Origin of the sequence: Nonomuraea sp. NPDC050227 (genome assembly GCF_044459705.1) — a bacterium.
GTDB lineage: Bacteria > Actinomycetota > Actinomycetes > Streptosporangiales > Streptosporangiaceae > Nonomuraea.
The window spans coordinates 116,852-137,731 of sequence record NZ_JBITJF010000003.1; the positions used below are offsets into that span (position 1 = coordinate 116,852).

The following is a 20,880-nucleotide window of genomic DNA, read 5'->3' on the forward strand; positions in this document are numbered from 1 at the left end:
GCGGCCGGCGCGGCGACCGCCGGGGGCCGCCGTCCTTGAGTTTCAGCATGGAACCAGCCTGCTGGGAGTGGCGGCGCCGGGTGTAGTGCCGACAGTCAGAGACGCCTCCATGACAAACGTCATGGTCGACTCCGGTCGGACGCGGCACGCCCGGGGTGGGGTGCGCGGTTCGTCAGCACGAGCACGCCCGCGGTGACGAGCCCCGCCGCGTGCAGACACAACGCGGGAACGATGCCGACGACCTCGCCGAGCGCCCCGGCGGCCGCCATGCCGAGCAGCGAGGTGACGGCCTGGGCACTCGCGAGCAGCCCGATGAGGCCGCCCCGGCGCTCGTCGGTGGTGGCCGTCTGGGCCAGCGTCGCGAACCCGGCCATCGCCGCCGCCGCCGGGAGCCCGGCCAGCGCGATCAGCACGAGGGCGGGCCACAACGCGTCGAGGGCGAGGGGGTAGGCGAACAGCGCCAGGTCGAGCAGGCCGAACGCGACCGTGCCCCAGCCGAGGAGCACCCGTGGCGCGGGGTCGCGCCGGTGCAGGGCCACGCCCAGCCCACCGGCCAGCCCGCCGACCGCCTGCACCGACAGGAACAGCCCGTACGCGTCGCCCTGGCCGCCCAGCACGTCGGCCACGAAGGGGGCGGCGAGCGTGGCGAAGACGCCCTCGCCCAGCCCCGTGATCACCATGTACGCGACCAGCAACCGGATGCCGGGATTCCCCATGGCCGACCGCACCCCGGAGGCCCACTGGGCGCGGACGGACGGCGCCCGCGCCACGACCGGCGACCTGGCCGGGACACGCAGGGTCGCCTGCAGGACCGCGGAGATCACGAAGCTGGCCACGTCGAGCAGGACGATCGCGGGCAGCCCGCCCGCCGTGACGGCGACGCCGCCCAGCATCGCCCCCAGCAGCCGGGCGAGCTGACCGCTCTGGCCGTGCAGGGCATTGGCCCGGACCAGCCCGGACGCGGGCACGAGCTGCGGGACGAGCGCCCGTTGCGCCGGGGCGAGCAGGGTGCCGAGCACGCCGGTCCACAGGGCGACCGCGTAGACGATCCAGACCTGGGCGGGGCCGCGTACCGCCAGCAGGGGCAGCAATCCGAGCCCGAGCAGCAGGTCGGTGACGACCAGCAACCGGCGGCGGTCCCAGCGGTCGGCCAGCACCCCGGCCACGGACCCGAGCAGGACGTGGGGCAGCCGGGAGACCAGCAGCATGATCGCGGTGGACAGCGTGGAGCCGGTCAGGCGGTAGACGTGGAACGCCAGCCCGGTGCTGATCACCCAGTCGCCCGTCTGGGACACGACGGACGCGACCAGCAACCGCCCGAACCCCCGCCCGCCGCCGGGCGACACCCACCCGCCACCGCCCCGCGCCGGCCACCACCGCACCCCGGCCTGCCGCGCCGGCCGCCACCGCAGGCCGCCGTCCCGCGCCGGCCATCGACGAGCCGCGCTCTCCCGGCCCGGCGGCTCCTCGGCCGTCCGCCCACCGGCCCGGCCGGTCTCCCTCGCCGGGGAGCGTCGCTCAGTCACCGGAGGCCGTCGGGGCGAGCGGGATCACCATCTGCGTCACCAGCACGGGCCGGGCCCCTTCCGGACGGGCCGCCGCGTCGTCCACGCGGGCCATCAGCGGCCGCAGCAGGTCGGCGACGGCCTCGCCGAGCGCCGTGATCTCCTGCGGGGTGACGTAGAGGTAGGTGTTGCCGATGCCGCCGACGCCCCGCCAGGGCTCCTCCTCGCCCCGCCGCGCCTCCTGCCACTCCACCAGCCGCGACAGCGCCCGCTCGGCCAGGACCTGCTCCAGCAGACTGCGGGCGGCCGACCGCTCGGACCCGGTGACGTCGTCGTCCCACACCTGGACGCTCGCAGTCACCTTCCAGGGCCGCTCCCGCTCGTCGCGCGCCTCGGCCTGCTCCACCAGGCCGTATTTGGCCAGCTGCCGCAGGTGGTAGGAGGCCAGCGCCTGGCTGATCCCGACCTCGCGGGCGGCGTCGGCGGCGGTGGTCGCCCCCGACCGCAACAGCAGCTCGTGCAGCGCCAGCCGGACCGGATGGGCGAACGCCCGCATCGCGGCGGGATCGTCGAGCACCAGCCGCCGCCCCGCAGATTCCAAAGACATGCTTGGAATGTTCCGCCACCCGCTCCGGCGATGTCAAGGATTCCTTTGGAATACCGGCCGGGATACCGCCGGGGTACCGTCGGCGGTTACCTCCGGGGTAATCGACGGCGTTCAGGCGGGCCGCGAGACTGGGGGCATGAAGAGGGACACGCGGGACATCGTGCAGGAGTTGTTGCGGCGGATCGGCGAGGGCGATCCGGAGCGGGTGGCGGAGTTGTTCGCCGAGCCGGTCGACTGGCAGCTCAGCTGGCCCGTCGAGGGGCATCCGGCGGTGCCGTGGATCCGGCCCAGGTCCGGGCGGGCCGAGGTGGCCGAGCACTACCGTTCGCTGGGGGCGCATCACGTGCCGGAGCTGAACGGCACCACGGTGCGGCAGATCCTGGTCGACGGGCCGGACGCCGTGGTGCTGGGGCAGATCGTGCAGACCGTGCGCGCGACCGGCGTCGCCTACACCACGCCGTTCGCGCTGCACCTGACGGTCGAGGGCGGCCTGATCACGCGCAGCCACATCTACGAGGACAGTCTGACGGTCGCGGAGGCCATGACCGCCAAGGGGTGATCCCCTGGGAACGCAGGTGGGGGGCGCGGGCGGCGGCGGGATCCTCGCCCGATGATCCGCATTCGGCAATGCCCGCCACCGTTTTGTCCCTCGACCGGCGCACGGACCGCGTCGTCCCGCCCAGATGCGGTTACGGTGATCGCCACAGCCCGTACGGCCGGAGGGATTGGGATGGACGGCCGCGCCCCGCTCCCCCTGCGCGTCAACGGCCGGCCGCACGAGCCGCCGGCGGACCCGCGCGTGTCCCTGCTCGACTTCCTGCGCGAGCATCTCCGGCTGACCGGCACGAAGAAGGGCTGCGACCAGGGGGCCTGCGGCACCTGCACCGTCCTGGCCGACGGCTGGCGGGTCTACGCGTGCCTGCTGCTGGCCGTCCAGTGCGAGGGGATGGAGATCGTCACCGTCGAGGGCCTGGCGGACGACGAGGTGGGCGCGCGGGTGCAGGACGCGTTCGTCCGGCACGACGCCCTGCAGTGCGGGTACTGCACGCCCGGCCAGGTCTGCTCGGTCGCCGGGCTGCTGGCCGAGCTGCGGGACGGCGTGCCCAGCGCCGCGACGCCCGACCTGACCGCTCCCCCGCGCGAGCTGACCGACGCCGAGCTCGGCGAGCGCATGGCGGGCAACCTGTGCCGGTGCGGGGCGTACCACCACATCGCCGCCGCTGTCCGGGAGGTCGCCGCGAGGTGAGGCAGTTCACCTACCTGCGGGCGGCCAGTGTGGCGGAGGCCGTCGCGATGATGGCCGCGACGCCGCCGGACGGCGGCCCGGCCCGCTACCTGGCCGGCGGGACGAACCTCGTCGACCTCATGCGCGAGGAGGTCGAGCGGCCGGGCCGGGTGGTGGACATCTCGCGCCTGCCGCTGTCGGCCGTCGAGGACCTGCCCGGCGGCGGGCTGCGGCTCGGCGCGCTGGCCGGCAACACCAAGGTCGCGGCCGACCCGCGGGTGCGGCGCCGCTATCCGGTGCTCGCCCGCGCCATCCTGGCGGGCGCCTCGCCGCAGCTGCGCAACCGCGCGACCGTGGGCGGCAACCTGCTGCAACGTACGCGCTGCCGCTACTTCTACGACACCGCCGCCGCCTGCAACAAGCGCGTGCCCGGCGCGGGATGCGACGCGCTGGAGGGATTCAACCGCGCGCACGCCGTCCTGGGGGCGAGCCCGAGCTGCGTCGCCGTCCACCCCTCGGACATGTGCGTGGCCCTGGCCGCCCTCGACGCGACCGTCAACCTGACGGGGCCGCGGGGGGCGCGGAGCGTGCCGTTCACCGGCTTCCACGTCCTGCCCGGCCGGACGCCGCAGGTGGAGACCGTGTTGCGGGACGGCGAACTGGTCACGAGCGTGGACCTGCCGCCCGCGCCGCCGGGGCGCGGGGCGTACGCGAAGGTCAGGGACCGGGCCGGGTTCGCGTTCGCGCTGGTGAGCACGGCCGTGCTGCTGCACGTCGAGGACGGCCGGATCGTGTTCGCGCGGGTCGCGCTCGGCGGGGTGGCGCACAAGCCGTGGCGCGCCCACGCCGCCGAGGACCTGCTGACCGGCGCCGTCCCGGACGCGTCCGCCTTCGCGCGGGCCGCCGGCGCGGCGCTGGCCGAGGCCCGGCCGCTGCGGCACAACGCCTTCAAGCCGGTGCTGGCCGCACGGCTGCTCCGCCGCACGCTCACCGAACTCGCGCGCCCGTCATAAAAGCGCCCGCATTTGCGCGAATCGGCCGCGCGCCGGGCGGCCGGGGCGAGTAGGTCTGGTAGCCATGACGATGATGACGTTCTACCCGCCCGTCGAGCCCTACGAGAGCGGCCTGCTCGACGTCGGCGACGGCCAGGAGATCTACTGGGAGACCTGCGGCGACCCCGGCGGCAAACCGGTCGTCCTCCTCCACGGCGGTCCGGGCGGTGGGCTGCTGCCCGTGCAGCGCCGGTTCTTCGACCCCGCCGCCTACCGGATCGTCCTGTTCGACCAGCGCAACTGCGGGCGCAGCCGCCCGCACGCCGCCGACCCCGGGGTGTCGCTGGAGGCCAACACCACCTGGCATCTGGTCGCGGACATGGAGCTGCTCAGGCGGCGGCTCGGGATCGACCGCTGGCAGGTGTTCGGCGGTTCGTGGGGGGCGACCCTGGCCCTGGCGTACGCACGCCGCCACCCCAGCCGGGTGACCGAGCTGGTGCTGCGCGGCGTCTACCTGGCGAGCGCGGCCGACGAGGCGTGGGCGTTCACCGGTTCGGGGGCGGCCCGGCTGTTCCCGGCGGAGTGGGCGGCCTTCCGGGACGCGATCCCGCAGGCCGAGCGGGACGACCTGCTCGGCGCGTACCACCGCCGCCTGTTCGACCCGGACCCCGAGGTTCACCTGCCGGCGGCGCGGGCGTGGGCGGCGTGGGAGCTGGCGGCCAACACGCTGCTGCCCGCGCCTCCCCCTCCGCTGACGGACCGGGAGGTGCTGGGCTTCGCCCGGATCGAGGCGCACTACTTCACCCGGCGCTGCTTCCTGCGGGAGGGCGAGCTGCTCGACGTGGCGGCGATCCGGGACGTGCCCTGCGTCATCGTCAACGGCCGTTACGACATGAAGACGCCGCCCGACGCCGCCTGGGAGCTGCACCGCGCCTGGCCGGAGGCCGAGCTGCGGATCGTCGAGGACGCCGGCCACGGCGGCGCCGAACCCGGCACGCTGCACGAGCTCGTCAGGGCCACCGACGGCTACCGTCCGAACGCCCGTGCACCACAGGGTTCATGATCTACAAGGCGAACTTGTAGTGGTTTTGCAGGACTTGCTGGTCTTGCACACTTCTGCTCACCGTTGCTGACATGTCACCTCCCGCCGCGGCCGACGGCTCCGGGAACGGCGAGGACGGCTCGGAGGGCGGCTCAGAAGGCGACGCCCGGCCCCGGCTGTCGGCGCGGGAGGAGGAGACCCTGTCCTACATCGCCCAGGGCTTCACCCACGCCCAGGTGGGCCGCCGGATGGGCGTCAGCAAGGCCACCGTCGACACCTGCGTCGAGCGCATCAGGGCCAAGCTGCAGGTCGGCAACAAGGCCGAGCTCACGCGCGCGGCGCTCAACCGGCTCGAACGCCGCGACCGGCCGTGAGCCCCTCGCGCCCGCCGCGCCCGCCCGGGACGGCGGTCGCCGGCATGGAGCGCAGCCGGGCCCTCACCATGGTGGTCGTCCGGGTGGGCGCGCTGGTGTTGTGCGGGTCGCTGGAGGTGCTGGGCGACGGGCGGTGGCTGACGCGCGGGCGTGCGGCACGCCGTGGTGCGGGCCGAATGCCGGTCCGGGACGCCGGCGCTGAGCGTGCTCGACCACGGCAGCGGCTTCGACCCGGACGCGCCGACGACCGGCCTCGGCATCGCCCGTTCCATCCGGGAGAGCGCCCGCGCGGTGGGCGGCAGCGCCGACGTCGAGACCGCTCCCGGCGAGGGGACGCTGGTATCGGTACGCATCCCGCTGCCGTCGGCCGAATGGCGTCCCGCCAACACGCCACAGGTCGCATGACAGATCCGCGCGGGCCGGCCGCCCGGAGCCGCTCCGGCACCGCTTGCGACGGCAGTCGGCCCAGCACTCAGTGGGCAGTGGGCGATCAGCGATCAGTGACGGCTCTCGGCTGGACGACGGGGAGACAAGCGTACGGGGAGTGACTGGATGGAGTTGGAGAACAGAGACGGAACGGGGACGAGGTCGCCGGCGGGCACGGCCAGCCGCATGTCGGGGTAGCGATCGAAGAGCGCGGCCAGCGCGAGCGTGACTTCCAGACGGGCCAGTGCAGCGCCTGGGCAGGCGTGGGGGCCACCTCCGAAGGCCAGATGCCTGCTGGGCGGCCGGCGCCAATTGAAGTCGGCGGCATCGGCGCCGTGCTGGGCACGGTCACGGCCGAGGAGGCTGTAGGGGGCCAGGATGGCGTCGCCGGCGGGGATGGTGACGCCCGCGAGGGTCAGGTCGGTGCGGGGGTAACGCGCCATGAAGTTGCCGATCGGCGCGTCCCAGCGCAGGACCTCCTCCACCACGGCGGCCCACGTGTCCGCCGGATTCGCCGCGGCCTGCTCCAGGACGGCACTGAGCTGATCCGGGTGGGTCAGCAGGGCGCGGACCGCGTTGAGGATCAGGCTGAGGGTGGTTTCGTGACCGGCGGCGATCATCAGCCACAGCGTGCCGACGAGTTCGGCGTCGGTGAGCGCGTCGGGGTCGTCGCGTTGGAGTGCGATCAGGTCGGTGGTGAGGTCGGCTCCGGGTTCGTCGTGATGCTGCCGGACGAGTTCGGTGAGAACGCTGGTGATCCCGGCTTGTGTCTGGACGACCTCGTGCGGGGGTGTGGTGGACCGGAAGATGGATTCGACCAGGTGGCGCAGATGGAGACGGTTGCTCTCGGGCACGCCGACGAGTTCGCAGATGACGGCCATCGGGATGGGATAGGCGAAGTGCCGGCGCAGGTCGACGGCGCCGGTGCCGTCGGCGTGGGCGGGCAGCGCGTCGATGACCTCGGTGATGAGGGCGGTGATGCGGGGGCGCATCTCCTGCAGGCGCCGTGCGGTGAGGGTGCGGGTGACCGGCCGGCGCAGCCGTTGGTGAGCGGCGCCGTCGGCGGTGACCATGTTGGTGACCTTGAGCATGCCGGTGAGAGGCCAGTCGTCGGGGATGGCGCCGTTGCGGACGCAGGTCCAAAGGCGCCAGTCCTTGCTGATGCCGGGGTCGGTCAGGACACTGTGCAGGAGGTCCTGGTCAGTGATGGCCCATGCGGGGATCTCTCCGGGCAGCACGACGCGTACGACCGGTCCGGCGGCACGTAACCGGGCGGCTTCACCATGGTGATCGGCGCCGCTTTCATCCAAGGTGATGACGGGCACCACGTGATCGCCGGATGCGGCCGCTGCGGCGTCGTCGGGGTTGGTGGCGGGAGTGGACTGATGGGAAGCGGGCACCGAATCCTCCAGCACGTTGGGGTGGCGTGAGCGGCTGCGACGGGGCGGCCGCCGAGGGCAGTGGCGCGTGGGCATGTGGGTCATCGGGGTGTCCCGCCTCAGTACCTCATCGGCGCCTCGTCGATACCCAGGCGTCCGCCGTTGACGCGGCCGGCCAGGTGTGGGTCGGTGAGCATCATCCTCAACGCTCGCGCGATCCAGATCAAGGTGCTCTCGTACCCGGCGCCGATCGTCAGGACCGACCAGCCGAAGCCGGCGGAAGGGTGCGGATCAGCCGAAGCCGTTGGGGCACAGGAAGCTCTTGATCGAGGCGGGCGCGCTCGCCACCAGCGCCGGGCGGCCCTCCAGGGAGCAGAAGTTGCTGCCGATCTGGGCGTCGAGGAACCGGGAGGCGTTCCGCCGGGCGATCAGGTCGATGGCGCCGACGCTCGGGGAGGACAACTCGGCGGCGACCCAGGAGCCGACGCAGCGCTTGCGGGCGACCACGGCGTCCTGCGGGAGGCTGCCGCCGTTCAGCGCGGCTGCCTCGCGCAGGATCGAGCCCGAGGAGGCGCACGGCAACGTGCGGGGCCTGCTCTTGGTGGGCGTCGCCTCGGGCGTCTTCTCCGGCGTCTCGGTCTCGGTCGGGGTGTCCTCCGGGGTGTGGGTCTCCTCGGGGGTCTCGCTCTCCTCCGGGGTGTCCGTCGGGTCCGGGTCCGCGGAGGTGGCGGGCGGGTCGGTGTAGGAGGAGGTGGGCCCGTCGTCCTGGGACGGCAGCGCGTCCGGCGTGCCGGCCGCGTTCAGCGCGAAGGCCGCGCCGACCGCCACGACGGCGACGACCGCGACCACGGCGGCCGCCACCGGCCACAACCGCGCCCGCCCCCCGGACGACGGCGGCGTCAGCGGCCCCTGCCCGCCAGACGAAGATGGCCCCAGCGGCCCCTGCCCGCCGGACGGGGGCGGTGTCAGGGGCAGTGTGCCGGGTGGAGGGGGCGGGGGTGTCAGAGGGAGCGTGCCGGACGAGGGCCGCGGCAGGAGGAGCGTGCCCGAGCGGAGCGCGCCGAGCAGCTCCGCCGCCCCGGGACGCGCCGCCCTGTCCTTGGCGAGCGCCGCCCGGACCAGGTCGCGCACGCCCTCGGGCACCCCGGACAGGTCCGGGTCGACGCTCATGACCCGGTAGGCGAGCACGTCGGGCGCCCCCGTGCCGAACGGCGGCCGCCCGGTCGCTGCGTAGACCATCAGCGCGCCCCAGGCGAAGACGTCGGCGGCGGCGTCGGCCTGGTCGCCCCGGTACTGCTCGGGGCTGATCCAGCCGGGCGAGCCGATGAGCGCGCCGGTGCCGGTCAGCCCGCTCTCGTCGAGGGCGCGGGCGATCCCGAAGTCCAGCACCTTCGCCCCGGACGCGGCCAGGATCACGTTGCCCGGCTTGAGGTCGCGGTGGACGATCCCGGCCCCGTGGATGTCGGTGAGCGCCTCGGCGATGTCCACCCCGAAGGCGACCAGGTCGTCCGGCGGCAGCGGCCCGTGGTCGCGTACGTGCTCGGTCAGCGTGGGGCCGGGCACGAACTCGGTGGCCAGCCACGGCGGCGAGGCGGCGGTGTCGGCGGACAGGACCGCGACCGTGCACCGCCCGCGCACCCGCGACAACATCTCGACCTCGCGCACGAACCGGTCGTGGAAGTGCGGGTCGGCGGCCAGCCCCGGATGGATGACCTTGACCGCGACCCGCCCGCCGTCGGGCGCGACCCCGGCGTGGACCACGCCCATGCCGCCCGCGCCCATGCGGCCCACGATCCGGTAGGGACCGATGCGCTCGCGTTCGTCCATCTCCAGGGGGCCGAAGCCGCCGGGGTCGCTCATCGTGCTCCCGATCGCCGGATCTTCGCAACAGCGACGATCTTATTGACACATCGGTGTAAACCGCGCCCCCCTCAGGCGGTTGCCTCGTCGAGGAGCTCCAGGAGATGCCGGTAGGTCTGGCCGGTGGCGCGGGTCAGGCCCAGCTCGCAGGTGCGGTTGACGGAGGCGTGCGCGGCGCAGCCCGCCTCGGCCACCGACGCGGCCTCGGCGCGGGTGGCCGAGGCGGTCAGCTCGGGGTGCAGCAGGCCGCGGTCGCCGGCGAAGCCGCAGCACTGCCATCCGTCCGGGATCACGACCTGCTCGGCGACCGCCTCGGCGAGGCGGGTGACGGCGGCGTCCAGGCCGAGGCGGGTGGAGGAGCAGGTCGGGTGGAGCGCCAGCGACGGCAGGCGGCGCGCCTGCGGCAGGCGGGGCAGGACGTGCTCGGCGGTGAAGGCGACCGCGTCGACCACCTGGAGGCCGGGCACCAGGTGGGCGTAGCCCTCGGTGCAGGAGGCGGCGTCGCTCACCACGGGCAGCCGGCCGCCGTCGGTGGCGCGCGCGAGCACGTCCCGGACGCGCTCGCCCATGGCCTCGTGGCCGCCGGCGAAGCCCTTGGACGACCACGGGGTGCCGCAGCACAGGCTCGCGATCTTCTCCGGGACGTGCAGCGTCAGCCCGGCGCGGGCGGCCAGGCGCTGGAAGGCGGTCATCACGCCGGGGCCGCCGTCCGCGGGGGCGAACAGCGTGTTCAGGCAGGACGGCAGGTAGACGGCGTCGGCGTCGTCCGCCGGGGACGGGCGGCGCCTGGTGCCGCCGCGCGGCAGGTCGCGGCTCCACCGCGGGACGTCGTCCGCGCCGGCCAGGGCGCGGGCGGCGCGCGAGGCGGCCTCGGGCAGCGCGGGCGGGACCGCGGCGGCGGTGTCGAGGGCCAGGTTCATCGCGCGGGTGACGCCGTCCCAGTGGCGGGCGGCGCCCGTCCAGGCGCGGCGGGCGGCGCGGCCGTGGCGTTCGGCGCGCAGGCGTTTGGTCAGGTCGCCGGTGTTGATGAGGACGGGGCAGGCGGTGGCGCACATGCCGTCCACGGCGCAGGTGTCCACGGCGTCGTAGGCGTAGGCGTCCTCCAGTTCGCGGGCCAGGGCGTGGTCGCCGGCCGCCTGGGCCGCGGCCAGCTCGCGGCGCAGCACGATGCGCTGGCGCGGGGTGGTGGTCAGGTCGCGGCTGGGGCAGACGGGCTCGCAGTAGCCGCACTCCACACAGCGGTCGACCTCGGGCTCGACGGTCACGACGGTCTTGAGGTCGCGCAGGTGGGCCTCGGGGTCGTCGGTGAGGACGACGCCGGGGTTGAGCGTGCCGGCCGGGTCGCACAGGCGTTTGACCTCGCGCATCACCTCGTACAGCTCGTCGCCGTACTGGCGGCGCACGAACGGGGCCATGACGCGGCCGGTGCCGTGCTCGGCCTTCAGCGTGCCGCCCCTGGCCAGGACGGCCTCCACCATGTCCTCGGTGAACTCGGCGTAGCGGCCGAGATCGGTGGCGAAGCGCTCGTTGAGCATGAAGTGCAGGTTGCCGTCCTTGGCGTGGCCGAAGACGACGCTGCGCTCGTAGCGGTGCTCGGCGAACAGCCGGGTCAGGTCGTCGCACAGGTCGGCCAGCGCGGGCACGGGGACGGCGACGTCCTCCAGCAGGGCGGTCGTGCCGCTGGGGCGGGCGCCGGCGACGGTGGCGTACAGGCCCTTGCGGATGTGCCACAGCGCGGCCCGGCCGCCGGCATCCCTGCTCAGCCGGGCGGGGGCGGCCAGGCGCAGCCCGGCGAAGACCCGCTCGGCGGTCCGCTCCCGCTCGGTGAGCAGTTCGGCGTCGGACTCCTGCCATTCGACCAGCAGCGCGGCGTGCTCGGCGACGGCCATCGCGCGCAGCGTCCCGTCGGCCTTGGGGTCGGTCTGGGCGACGCGCAGGGACTCGGCGTCCAGCAGCTCGACGGCGGCGGGCCCGGCGGCGACCAGCTCCGGCACCGTGGCCATCGCCTCGCGCAGCGTCGGGAAGACGAGCAGGCCGGTGGCGGCCAGGCGGTGGGCGGGGACGGTGCGGAAGACGGCCTCGGCGACGAAGCCGAGGGTGCCCTCGCTGCCGATGACCAGGTGGGCGAGGATCTGCGCCGGGCCGTCGTGGTCGAGGAAGCTGTTCAGGCCGTAGCCCATGGTGTTCTTCAGCGAGAACTGCTCCTGGACGCGCCGCACCGAGCCGGGGTTGCCGCGGACGCGGTCGCGCAGCCGTTCCAGGCCGGCCGCGAGGTCGGGTTCCAGGGCGCGCAGCCGCTCGTCGGCGTCGGGGGCGCCGGTGTCCAGGACGGTGCCGCTCGGCAGCACCAGCGTCATCGACTCCAGCGTCCGGTAGGTGTTGGCGTGCGTGCCGCAGGTCATGCCGCTGGAGTTGTTGGCGACGACGCCGCCGATCGTGCAGGCCGACTCGCTGGCCGGGTCGGGGCCGAGCTTGCGCCCGTACGGGGCCAGGCGGGCGTTGACCTGCCGCAGCACCGCGCCGGGCTGGACCCGTACCCGGGCGCCGTCGTCGAGCACCTCGATCGAGCGGAAGTGCCGGCGGGTGTCCACGAGCAGGTGCTCGCTGACGCCCTGGCCGCTGAGGCTGGTGCCGCCGGAGCGGAAGGTCAGCGGCAGGCCGGTGCGCAGCAGCGCGGCGACCTGGCCGGCACTCTCGGCCACCAGCACGGCCTGCGGGGTCAGCAGGTAGTGGGAGGCGTCGTGGGCCATGCCGAGCCGGTCGCTCGCGCGGGCGCGGGTGATCCCCGGGACGGCCGTCTCGACCGCCGCCAGGACGGCGGCGTCCGGCGCGTTCAGCCGTCGCGGTTCACGGTGGGTCATGCTCGTGCTCTCTTCCAGGTTCATTGCCGGGGATCGATGTGGATCTTGGGCCCCGGGCCGGCGCCGGGCGGTCGCCGTCCGGCCAGCACGCCGGCCGTCTCGGCGAGCCCGACCGTGGCGGCCACCAGCGGACGGGCGTCCACCGAGCCGTCGGCGTAGGCGTCGATGGCCCCGGCCAGCCCCGCCGAGCCGCCCAGGACGCCGACCGCGGTGACGTCCTTGAGCACCAGCTCGCGGGTGTCGAGCGTGGACGGCGTGCCGGCCAGGCCGATGTAGACGACGCGGCGGCCCGGTTCGGCCAGGCCGAGGGCGAGCGCGGGCATCGCGGCGGCGTTGGTGGCGTCGATGACGGCGTGCCAGGGCAGGGCGGGCAGCGTCGCGCGGGTGTGGGCGTGCCGGAACCCGAGGCCCGCGGCCAGGCCCAGGTCGGGCTCGGCGCGGCCCATGAGGTGCACCTCGGCCCCGCCGGCGCGCGCGAACAGCGCGGCCAGCAGGCCGATCGTGCCCGTGCCCAGAACCAGCAACCGCTCCCCCGCCTCCAGCCCCGCCGCGCGGACGGCGCGTAAGGCGTTGCCACCGGGCTCGACCAGCGCGCCCGAGGTAGCGTCCACCGTATCGGGCAGCCGGTGGAGCGCCGCGACCGGGACGGCCAGCCGCTCGGCCAGCGCGCCCGCGGCGCCCCGGCTGATGCCGAGCTCGGCCAGGTCGGAGCACACGTGGTGGCGGCCCTGACGGCAGCGGTCGCAGCGCCCGCAGCCGAGCATGGTGTCGCCGACGACCCGCCGCCCCAGCCACGACGGGTCCACGCCCGCGCCCAGCTCCGCGACGCGCCCGCACCACTCGTGGCCGGGGCGCAGCGGGTAGCGGGAGCGGCCGGTGCGCAGGTAGCTCATCCCGCCGCTGAACAGCTCCATGTCGGTGCCGCACACGCCGGCGCGCTCGACGTCCACGACCACCTGGCCGGGCCCCGCAGAGGGGGGCTCGACCTCCCGGACCTCGGCCGCGCCCGGCCCGGTCAGGACGAGCGCCCGCACTACCGGGGCTCCACGACCCGCTGGCGCTGGCTGCCGAGCCCGTCGATGCCGAGCTCCATGACGTCGCCCGGCCGCAGCCAGATCTGCGGGTCGTGGCCCATGCCGACGCCGGGCGGGGTGCCGGTGTTGATCAGGTCGCCGGGCTCCAGCACCATGAACTGGCTCAGGTGGTGCACGATGACGTACGGGTCGAAGATCATCGTCTTGGTGTTGCCGGTCTGGCGGCGCACGCCGTTGACGTCCAGCCACATGCCGAGGTTCCGGACGTCGGCCAGCTCGTCGGGGGTGACCAGCCAGGGGCCGGCCGGGTTGAAGGTCTCGGCCGACTTGCCCTTGCTCCACTGGCCGCCGCGCTCCATCTGGAAGGCCCGCTCGCTGACGTCGTTGACCACGCAGTAGCCGGCGATCGCGGCCGCGGCCTCCTCGGGCGAGTCCAGGTAGGAGGTGCGGCGGCCGATCACGATGCCGAGCTCCACCTCCCAGTCGGTCTTGGTGGCGCCGCGCGGGATGCGCACGTCGTCGTCCGGGCCGACCAGGGTGTTGGGCGACTTGGTGAACAGGATCGGCTCGGCGGGGACGGCCTGGCCGGTCTCGGCGGCGTGGTCGCGGTAGTTCAGGCCGATGCACAGGATCTGGTGCGGGCGGGCGATCGGCGCGCCGACGCGCTCGCCGGCGAACGCCTGCCGCGGGCCTGCGGCGACCCGCTCGGCGAGCAGGGCGGGGCCGCCCGCGGCGAAGAAGCGCTCGTCGAAGTCGGGGGTGAGGTCGGAGACGTCGACGTAGTGGTCGTCGTCCACGCGGACGACCGGCTTCTCGGCGCCGGGCGCGCCGATGCGCATGAGGTACAAGGGGGACTCTCCGGTTCTGTACGGGTCAGGGAAGGTGACGCCCGGCGACGACGGCGCGGATGGCCGGCACGTCCTCGACGAGCACGCTCAAAGGGGTGCGGTAGGCCAGGCCGCTGATGCTGACCGCGCCGCTCGGCACGGTGGGCGAGGTCAGGTACGCCGGGACCGCCACGCAGTTGACGCCCGGCTCGTTCTCCTGGTCGTCGGCCGCGTAGCCCTGCGCGCGGACGCGTACCAGCTCGGCGTGCAGCTCCTCGGCGGTGCCGACCGAGCGTTCGGTGGGCCGCTCCAGCCGCCGGTCGCCCACCCAGGCGCGCACGGCGGCCTCGTCCCGCAGCGTCCCGGCCAGCAGCATCTTGCCGACGGCGGTGCAGTGGGCCGGGTTGCGCCCGCCGACGACCGAGGTCAGCCGGACCGCGCCGGACGGCGGGTCGAGCTTGGACCGGTAGACCACCGACGTGCCCTCCAGCACCGCGTAGTGCACGGTCTCGCCGTAGCGGTCGCACAGCGCCTGGAGGATCGGGGTGACCCGGACGTGGTCGGGCCGGGCCTCGTGGTGGGCGAAGGCCATGCGCAGGAACTCGTCGCCCAGCACGTACCGGCCGTGGCCGTTCTGGACGGCGAGCCCGGCGCGGCGCAGCGCGGCCAGGGCGCGGTGGGCGGTCGGCTTCGGGCTGGACACGGCGCGGGCCATCTCCTCCAGGCCGATGCCGTCGGGGTGCCGGGCGAGCTCGGCCAGCACGGCCAGCACGCGGTCGGCCCCCACCAGCTTGGCGTCACCGTCGGACATGTTCCGAAGGTTAGACCACCGTTCCGGAAAACGGAAGTTTGCCCCAATCCCGCCCAGCGTTGACGCAACCAATCGGTTGCCATAATGTGGCAACCGATCGGTTGCTATTATTCGGAGGCCGCAATGAGTGTTCCTGTCGCGACCGTCGAGGCCGCCCCGCCGCGCCTCGACGGCAGACAGCGGTTGATCGCGTTCGTCCTGCTCGGCGCCGGTTTCATGCTGGCGGTCGACTTCTCGATCCTGAACGTCGCCCTTCCCCAGACCGGCGCGGGCGTCGGGCTGAACCCGGCCCAGTGGCCCTGGATCACCTCGGCGTACGCGTTGCCGGCGGCCGGGTTCACCCTGGTGTTCGGCCGGACGGCCGACCTGTTCGGCCGGCGGAGGCTGTTCCTCGCCGGCATGGTCGTGCTGGCCGGGGCCTCCCTGCTCGGCGGCTTCGCCGACGGGCCCGCGACGCTCCTGACCGCCCGGGTGCTGCAGGGCCTGGCCACGGCGATGACGGTCCCCGCCGCGTTGTCGCTGCTCACCACCACCTTCAAGGAGGGCCCGCTGCGCGCCCGCGTCCTCGGGCTGAACGGCGCCCTGCTGTCCGGCGGGTTCACCGTCGGCGCGCTGCTCGGCGGCGCTCTGGTCAGCCTGCTGAGCTGGCGGGCGGCGTTCCTGTTCAACGTGCCGGTCGCGGTGGCGATCGTGGTGCTGACGCCGTTCCTGATCCGGGAGAGCGTGCTGCCGGAGCGGGTGCGGCTCGACCTGCCCGGCGCGGTCACCGTGACCGGCGGCCTGCTGGCGGTGATCTACGCGGCCGTCGAGACGAACCTCCTGGCGGCCGTCGCGGGCGTGCTGCTGCTGGGCGCGTTCTGGCTGATCGAGCTGCGCGCGCCCGCGCCGCTGGCGCCGGTGCGCATCCTTCGGCGGCCCACGGTGAAGTGGGGGAACTTCGCCGGTTTCGTCATCTTCACGATGGAGCCGGCCATGATCTTCCTGGTGACGGTGTACCTCCAGCGGGTGCTGGGGCTGTCGCCGCTGGTCACCGGCCTGGTGTTCGGCGTCCCCGGGCTGGCCTCGGTGGTCGCCGGGGTGATCGCCGGGCGGTTCGTCGGGCGCCACGGCAGCCGCCGCGTCCTGGTCGCCGGCATGACGGTCCAGGCGCTGGCGACGCTTCCCGCCGTCTTCCTCGGGACCGGCTGGACGGTCCTGGCGATCCTGGTCCCCGCGCTGTTCGTCGGGTTCTTCGGGCACGTCACCGCGATCGTCGCCTACACCGTCACCGCCACCTCGGGCCTGCCGGACGAGGAGCAGGGGCTGGCGACCGGGCTGACGTCGATGACGCAGCAGGTGGCCGTCACCGTCGGCATCCCGCTCCTCGGCGCGGTCGCCGCCACGCGCGCCGGGGAGCCGGCCGGCATCCGCCTGGCCCTGCTGGTGGACGTCGCGGTGACGCTCGCCGCCGTCGTCCTCGTCTCCTACGGCCTGCGCCGGAACGCACGGCCGGAGCGGTGACCGTCCACCTGTCGCCACGAGGTGTGGCAACCTTTTCCCTGCCGCATATGGAGGTCGTCATGGGATTCCCCGATCGGGTCGAGCGCACCGTCGAGCTCGCCCATCCGCCAGGCAAGGTGTGGGCGGCGCTCACCACCCCCGAGGGGCTGGCCGCCTGGTTCGGCCAGGAGGCGGCGATCGAGCTGCGTCCCGGCGGGCCGGCGCGGCTGAGCTGGAGCGACGGGCACACCGTCGACCTGCGCGTGGAGCGCGTGGAGGAGCCGTCGGTGTTCGGCTTCACCTGGCCGGTCTTCGGCATGCCGGAGGGCGACCCGCGCCGCACGTACGTCGAGTTCACCCTCGAACCGGCCGGCACGGGCACCCGGCTGACCGTCGTCGAGACCGGCTTCGCCCAGTTGCCGGACGACCACCACCGCAAGGCGTACGACGCCCACACCGAGGGGTGGGCGAGCGAGCTGGGCGAGCTGGCCGGGCACCTTGACGCCGCCTGACATCGAGGCGGTCGCCGAGCAGGTCTTCGTCGCGCTGGCCGACCCGAGCCGGCGCGCCGTCCTGGCCGAGCTGGCCGCCCGGGGCCCGGCCACGGCGACCGACCTGGCCGCCCGCCTGCCGATCACCCGGCAGGCCATCGCCAAGCACCTGACGCTGCTGGGCGAGGCCGGTCTGGTGACGGCCGAGCCCGGTGAGCGCCGCCGCGTCCGCTACCGGCTGCGCTCGGCTCCGATGCGGGTGGCCCAGCAGTTCCTGGCCGCGCTGGCCAGCGACTGGGACGGCCGCCTCGACGCCCTGCGCGACCACCTCGACGGCTGACCCCCCGTCCCCTCCCCCGCTCACGCGGCCCGGCGGGGACGGGTGAGCCAGGAGAACGCCCCGGCCATCACGAGCGCGACCAGCCCGCCCGCGACCATCGCGGCCGAGACCGAGAAGGCGTCGACGACCGTGCCGCCCAGGAGCGCGCCGAGCGCGAAGGTCGCCTGGAACGACGAGGTGAACACGACGGTCGCCGCCTCCGGCGCGCCGGGCGCGGCCCGCAGGAACCACGCCTGGGAGCAGACCGGCACTCCCCCGTAGGCCAGCCCCCACACCACCAGCAGCACGACCGCGCCCGCCGGCGAGCTGCCGGCCAGGGGCAGCAGCAGGGTGGCCGCCGCGATCAGGCCGCCGCAGACGGCGAAGGCCAGGCGGGGTGCGCCGGCCACGGCCCGGCCGGCCAGGAAGTTGCCCGCGATGCCCGCCGCGCCGTAGACCAGCAGGACGGCGCTGACGGCGGCCGGGGACAGCCGGGTGACGTGCTCCAGGAACGGCGTGACGTAGGTGTAGGTGCCGAAGTGCGCCAGCACGACGAGGAACGTGCCCAGCAGGGCGATCCCGGTGCCGCGCACCCGCAGCAGGTCCAGCAGGACGCGCGCGCCGGTGACCTGGCGGGCGGGCAGCGGCGGCAGCACGCGCAGCAACGCGACCAGCACGAGGACCGAGAGCCCGGCCAGGACCAGGAACGCCGTCCGCCAGCCCGCCAGGTGGCCGATGAAGGTTCCGGCCGGCACCCCGAGCACCGAGCCCAGCGGCACGGCCGAGAAGATCACCGCCGTCGCGGCGCCCACGGCGGCCGGCGGCACCAGCCGGGACGCCAGCCCCGCCGCGATCGACCAGAAGCCGCCGATGGTGAGCCCGACGAGCACCCGCGAGGCCAGCACCACCCAGTAGGCCCCGGCCACGGCCGCCAGCACGTCGGCTGCGGCCAGCACCGCCATCAGGACGCAGAGCATCACCCGGCGGTCCAGCCGGGCGGTGGCCACGGTCAGGACGGGCGCCGCGACGGCGGCCACGAAGCCCGGCAACGTCATGGTCAGCCCCGCGGTGCCGTCGGTGACGCGGAAGTCGGCGCCTATGGTCGTCAGCAGGCCGATGGGCAGGATCTCGCTGGTGACGATGGCGAAGATGCCCAGGGTGATCGAGGCGACCGCGAGCCAGGAGATCAGCGGCGGGCGCGGCGGGGCGAGGGTGGTGGTGGACATGGTTCCGTTCCAGGACATGGGTTGATCTACGGCGAACCAGCCAACCAGCCACGACGTCCCCGGCACCGGCCGATTTCGGACCACACCGTCAACCGCCCCCGGACCACACCGTCAACCCTCGGACCACACCGTCAACCGCCCCCGGCGACGGCGCGATGCGCGGGAAGGGCCCGTCAGTCGGCGTGCAGCGCGGTCCGCAGGCCGGCGAGCAGGTCGGGGGTCGCGGCGCCCGGCGTCCTGAGCCGGACCGAGAGCAGCCGCCCGTTCCACCGGGCCGGGACGCGGTACCGGCCGGAGACGGGCAGCCCGAGGTCGTGGCCGAGCCGCAGCCCGGCCCCGCCGTGCTGGAGCGCGACCGGCAGCAGGCCGTCGAACGCCAGGGCGCCCACCACGACCCCGCCCTGCGACAGGTGGAACGCCGAGCCCGCGGGGCCCGTCGTGTGCACGACGTCCACGGACTGGCGACCGGCGGGCAGCGGGCGGTCGGCGGTGAGCTCCAGCGGCTCCCCGGCGCGGGAGAAGGTGAAGGCCAGGCGGCCTCCGGTGACGTACAGGGCGAAGCCGCCGTTCCAGTCGCCCAGCGCGAACAGCACGCCTTCTGGCTCGCGGGCCGCCTCGATCTCGGCCGTCCAGCGGAAGCCGCCGAACAGCAGCGGCAACGACTCGTCGCACACGGGCGAGGCCCCGGGCCGGAACGTGCGGTCGTCGCCGGGCGGCCAGGCCGGCCCGATGAGCGCGCCGAGGCGGGCCACGAGGTCGTCGTACAGCGGCAGGACGTTGTTGCGCCCGGCCTCCCGGTCCCACAGCCGCCGCAGTTCGGCGACCACGTCCGGATGCCCGGCGGACACGTCGGCCGCCTCGGAGAAGTCGGCCGCCAGGTCGAACAGCGCCCAGTGGTCGGCGTCGAGGTCGCGGCTGCCGGTGAGCAGTTCCTCCTCGTCCAGGACGCCCGTGGACACGTGGTCGGTGGTGACCTTCCAGCGGCCGTGGATGAGGGAGCGCGAGCCCAGCATCTCGAAGTACTGGGTGGTGCGCGGCGCGGGCGCCCCGGGGTCGGCGAAGGTGGCCAGGAAGCTGGCCCCGTCGACCGGCTGCTGCTCGATCCCGTCCACGACGTCGGGGGCCTGGATGCCGATCGCGTCCAGCAGGGTCGGGAACAGGTCGTTGACGTGTACGATCTGGTCGCGCACCGCGCCGCCGCCGCCGATCCCGGCCGGCCAGTGCACGATGAGCGGCGTACGGGTGCCGCCGAGCCAGGTGTAGCGCTTCCACAGCCGGAACGGCGTGTTCCCGGCCCACGCCCAGCCCCACGCGTAGTGGTTGTAGGTGCGCGGCCCGCCCCAGTCGTCGTGGTGGGCCAGGTTGTCCTGCGGGGACTCGCGGATGCCGGCGGAGAAGCGGTGCTCGTTGACGCTGCCGTCCACGCCGCCCTCGGCGCTGGCGCCGTTGTCGGAGAAGATCACGATGATGGTGTCGTCGAGCCGCCCGGTCTCCTCCAGGTGGGCGATCAGGCGGCCGAGCTGGGCGTCGGCGTGGGTGAGGAAGCCCGCGAAGACCTCCTGCTGGCGGGCGTACAGGCGGCGGCGGTCGGCGGTGAGGCCGTCCCAGGCGGGCACCCAGTCCGGGCGCGGGGTGAGCACGGTGCCGGGCGGGACGACGCCCGTCTCGGTCTGGCGCCGGAAGATCTCCTCCCGCCAGGCGTCCCACCCCTGGTCGAAGCGGCCCCGGTAGGGCTCGCTCCACTCGGGCGGGACGTGGTGCGGGGAGTGCGTGGCGCCGAGGCCGAGGTGGAGGAAGAAGGGTTTGCCGGGGGCGGCGTGGCGCTGGTCGTCGAGGTGCCGGACGGCCTGCGTGACGAGGTCCTCGGTGAGGTGGTAGCCCTCCTCGGGGGTGGCGGGCGGCTCCACGTAGTGGTTGTCCCGGACGAGGTTGGGCGCGTAGTGGTTGGTGTCGCCCTGCAGGAAGCCGTAGTAGCGCTCGAAGCCCTGGCCGAGCGGCCAGTGGCCGAACGGGCCGGCGGCCGAGCGCTCGTAGCGCGGCGTGAGGTGCCACTTGCCGATGGCGATGGTGGAGTAGCCGTGGTCGCGCAGGATCCGCGGCAGGGTCGCGGCCGAGCGCGGGATGCGGGCGGTGTAGCCGGGGTGGTCGAGCGGGATGTCGGCGAGGAAGCCCATGCCGACGGCGTGGTGGTTGCGTCCGGTGAGGAAGCAGGCGCGCGACGGCGAGCACAGGGCCGTCACGTGGAACCGGTTGTAGCGCAGGCCGCCGGCCGCGAGCCGGTCGATGTGCGGCGTGGCGATGCCGGAGCCGAAGCAGCCGAGCTGGGCGAAGCCGGTGTCGTCCAGGACGACGGCCAGGACGTTCGGAGCGTGCTCCGGCGGGCGGCCGGCCCGGCGGAAGATCGGTTCTGCGGTCACGGCGA

At 74.5% G+C, this 20,880-nt stretch carries 19 protein-coding genes; 9 read left to right on the forward strand and 10 right to left on the reverse strand.

Going from position 1 to position 20,880, the window contains the following annotated elements:
* Window positions 1-119: 119 nt before the first annotated feature.
* Window positions 120-1,526: an MFS transporter gene (locus tag ACIBK9_RS13005; protein ID WP_397157782.1), complete on the reverse strand. Its 1,407-nt coding sequence runs from the start codon at window positions 1,524-1,526 to the stop codon at window positions 120-122.
* A complete protein-coding gene (locus tag ACIBK9_RS13010) occupies window positions 1,519-2,112 on the reverse strand; it encodes a winged helix-turn-helix domain-containing protein (RefSeq protein WP_352365705.1) in 594 nt (197 codons plus the stop codon). Before ACIBK9_RS13010 ends, ACIBK9_RS13005 begins: the two co-directional genes overlap by 8 nt.
* 136 nt (window positions 2,113-2,248) lie before the next feature.
* Between ACIBK9_RS13010 and ACIBK9_RS13015 the strand changes: the two genes are divergently transcribed.
* The 6 genes from ACIBK9_RS13015 to ACIBK9_RS13040 all read left to right on the forward strand — a co-directional run bounded on the left by ACIBK9_RS13015 (window position 2,249) and on the right by ACIBK9_RS13040 (window position 6,150).
* Window positions 2,249-2,671, forward strand: a complete 423-nt coding sequence (locus tag ACIBK9_RS13015) for a nuclear transport factor 2 family protein (protein WP_397157784.1) — start codon at window positions 2,249-2,251, stop codon at window positions 2,669-2,671.
* A 171-nt stretch (window positions 2,672-2,842) separates the two neighbouring features.
* Window positions 2,843-3,358, forward strand: coding sequence for a (2Fe-2S)-binding protein (locus ACIBK9_RS13020; RefSeq protein ID WP_397157786.1), 516 nt, complete (start codon window positions 2,843-2,845; stop codon window positions 3,356-3,358).
* Window positions 3,355-4,350 (forward strand): FAD binding domain-containing protein, encoded by a 996-nt coding sequence (locus ACIBK9_RS13025; RefSeq protein ID WP_397157788.1) that lies wholly within the window; start codon window positions 3,355-3,357, stop codon window positions 4,348-4,350. Before ACIBK9_RS13020 ends, ACIBK9_RS13025 begins: the two co-directional genes overlap by 4 nt.
* Window positions 4,351-4,420: 70 nt before the next feature.
* On the forward strand, window positions 4,421-5,392 hold the full coding sequence (gene pip, locus ACIBK9_RS13030) for a prolyl aminopeptidase (RefSeq protein ID WP_397158970.1): 972 nt from the start codon (window positions 4,421-4,423) through the stop codon (window positions 5,390-5,392).
* A gap of 71 nt (window positions 5,393-5,463) precedes the next feature.
* Window positions 5,464-5,745 carry a response regulator transcription factor gene (locus tag ACIBK9_RS13035; protein ID WP_397157790.1) on the forward strand — a complete coding sequence of 94 codons (282 nt, stop codon included), beginning with the start codon at window positions 5,464-5,466 and terminating at the stop codon, window positions 5,743-5,745.
* Between the two features lie 150 nt (window positions 5,746-5,895).
* The gene (locus tag ACIBK9_RS13040; RefSeq protein ID WP_397157792.1) at window positions 5,896-6,150 is read left to right on the forward strand and encodes a hypothetical protein; all 255 of its coding nucleotides are present in this window, start codon (window positions 5,896-5,898) and stop codon (window positions 6,148-6,150) included.
* A gap of 92 nt (window positions 6,151-6,242) precedes the next feature.
* Here ACIBK9_RS13040 and ACIBK9_RS13045 read toward each other — a convergent pair whose 3' ends face one another.
* The 6 genes from ACIBK9_RS13045 to ACIBK9_RS13070 all read right to left on the reverse strand — a co-directional run bounded on the left by ACIBK9_RS13045 (window position 6,243) and on the right by ACIBK9_RS13070 (window position 14,943).
* Complete coding sequence (locus ACIBK9_RS13045) at window positions 6,243-7,586, reverse strand: cytochrome P450 (protein WP_397157794.1); 1,344 nt, start codon at window positions 7,584-7,586, stop codon at window positions 6,243-6,245.
* 255 nt (window positions 7,587-7,841) lie between these two features.
* Window positions 7,842-9,410 carry a serine/threonine-protein kinase gene (locus tag ACIBK9_RS13050; protein WP_397157796.1) on the reverse strand — a complete coding sequence of 523 codons (1,569 nt, stop codon included), beginning with the start codon at window positions 9,408-9,410 and terminating at the stop codon, window positions 7,842-7,844.
* Between the two features lie 71 nt (window positions 9,411-9,481).
* On the reverse strand, window positions 9,482-12,271 hold the full coding sequence (locus ACIBK9_RS13055) for an FAD-binding and (Fe-S)-binding domain-containing protein (protein ID WP_397157798.1): 2,790 nt from the start codon (window positions 12,269-12,271) through the stop codon (window positions 9,482-9,484).
* 20 nt (window positions 12,272-12,291) lie between these two features.
* Complete coding sequence (locus ACIBK9_RS13060; protein ID WP_397157800.1) at window positions 12,292-13,305, reverse strand: zinc-binding dehydrogenase; 1,014 nt, start codon at window positions 13,303-13,305, stop codon at window positions 12,292-12,294.
* Window positions 13,305-14,153, reverse strand: coding sequence for a fumarylacetoacetate hydrolase family protein (locus tag ACIBK9_RS13065; RefSeq protein WP_397157802.1), 849 nt, complete (start codon window positions 14,151-14,153; stop codon window positions 13,305-13,307). The genes ACIBK9_RS13060 and ACIBK9_RS13065 overlap by 1 nt, the downstream gene beginning before the upstream one ends.
* 25 nt (window positions 14,154-14,178) lie before the next feature.
* A complete protein-coding gene (locus ACIBK9_RS13070) occupies window positions 14,179-14,943 on the reverse strand; it encodes an IclR family transcriptional regulator (RefSeq protein ID WP_397157804.1) in 765 nt (254 codons plus the stop codon).
* Window positions 14,944-15,066: 123 nt separating this feature from the next.
* On the opposite strand from ACIBK9_RS13070, the gene ACIBK9_RS13075 reads away from it, so the two are divergent.
* From ACIBK9_RS13075 to ACIBK9_RS13085, 3 genes are read left to right on the forward strand one after another with little or no spacing between them, the layout of a single operon-like run.
* Window positions 15,067-16,443 (forward strand): MFS transporter, encoded by a 1,377-nt coding sequence (locus ACIBK9_RS13075; RefSeq protein WP_397157807.1) that lies wholly within the window; start codon window positions 15,067-15,069, stop codon window positions 16,441-16,443.
* 59 nt (window positions 16,444-16,502) lie between these two features.
* Window positions 16,503-16,934 carry an SRPBCC domain-containing protein gene (locus ACIBK9_RS13080; RefSeq protein ID WP_387682376.1) on the forward strand — a complete coding sequence of 144 codons (432 nt, stop codon included), beginning with the start codon at window positions 16,503-16,505 and terminating at the stop codon, window positions 16,932-16,934.
* Window positions 16,921-17,253, forward strand: coding sequence for a metalloregulator ArsR/SmtB family transcription factor (locus ACIBK9_RS13085; protein WP_364335006.1), 333 nt, complete (start codon window positions 16,921-16,923; stop codon window positions 17,251-17,253). Before ACIBK9_RS13080 ends, ACIBK9_RS13085 begins: the two co-directional genes overlap by 14 nt.
* Window positions 17,254-17,273: 20 nt before the next feature.
* Here ACIBK9_RS13085 and ACIBK9_RS13090 read toward each other — a convergent pair whose 3' ends face one another.
* Both ACIBK9_RS13090 and ACIBK9_RS13095 read right to left on the reverse strand, forming a co-directional pair.
* Entirely contained in the window at window positions 17,274-18,458 is a 1,185-nt protein-coding gene (locus ACIBK9_RS13090; RefSeq protein ID WP_397157810.1) for an MFS transporter, read from the reverse strand.
* Between the two features lie 173 nt (window positions 18,459-18,631).
* Window positions 18,632-20,875, reverse strand: a complete 2,244-nt coding sequence (locus ACIBK9_RS13095) for an arylsulfatase (protein ID WP_397157812.1) — start codon at window positions 20,873-20,875, stop codon at window positions 18,632-18,634.
* Between the last annotated feature and the right edge of the window lie 5 nt (window positions 20,876-20,880).

Bases quoted from the DNA above. Each gene is read 5' to 3' on its own strand.
- ACIBK9_RS13050 (WP_397157796.1), bottom strand. From the start codon at position 9,410: ATGAGCGACCCCGGCGGCTTCGGCCCCCTGGAGATGGACGAACGCGAG.
- pip (WP_397158970.1), top strand. From the start codon at position 4,421: ATGATGACGTTCTACCCGCCCGTCGAGCCCTACGAGAGCGGCCTGCTC.
- ACIBK9_RS13015 (WP_397157784.1), top strand. From the start codon at position 2,249: ATGAAGAGGGACACGCGGGACATCGTGCAGGAGTTGTTGCGGCGGATC.
- ACIBK9_RS13010 (WP_352365705.1), bottom strand. From the start codon at position 2,112: ATGTCTTTGGAATCTGCGGGGCGGCGGCTGGTGCTCGACGATCCCGCC.
- ACIBK9_RS13075 (WP_397157807.1), top strand. From the start codon at position 15,067: ATGAGTGTTCCTGTCGCGACCGTCGAGGCCGCCCCGCCGCGCCTCGAC.
- ACIBK9_RS13035 (WP_397157790.1), top strand. From the start codon at position 5,464: ATGTCACCTCCCGCCGCGGCCGACGGCTCCGGGAACGGCGAGGACGGC.
- ACIBK9_RS13090 (WP_397157810.1), bottom strand. From the start codon at position 18,458: ATGTCCACCACCACCCTCGCCCCGCCGCGCCCGCCGCTGATCTCCTGG.
- ACIBK9_RS13070 (WP_397157804.1), bottom strand. From the start codon at position 14,943: ATGTCCGACGGTGACGCCAAGCTGGTGGGGGCCGACCGCGTGCTGGCC.
- ACIBK9_RS13020 (WP_397157786.1), top strand. From the start codon at position 2,843: ATGGACGGCCGCGCCCCGCTCCCCCTGCGCGTCAACGGCCGGCCGCAC.
- ACIBK9_RS13080 (WP_387682376.1), top strand. From the start codon at position 16,503: ATGGGATTCCCCGATCGGGTCGAGCGCACCGTCGAGCTCGCCCATCCG.
- ACIBK9_RS13055 (WP_397157798.1), bottom strand. From the start codon at position 12,271: ATGACCCACCGTGAACCGCGACGGCTGAACGCGCCGGACGCCGCCGTC.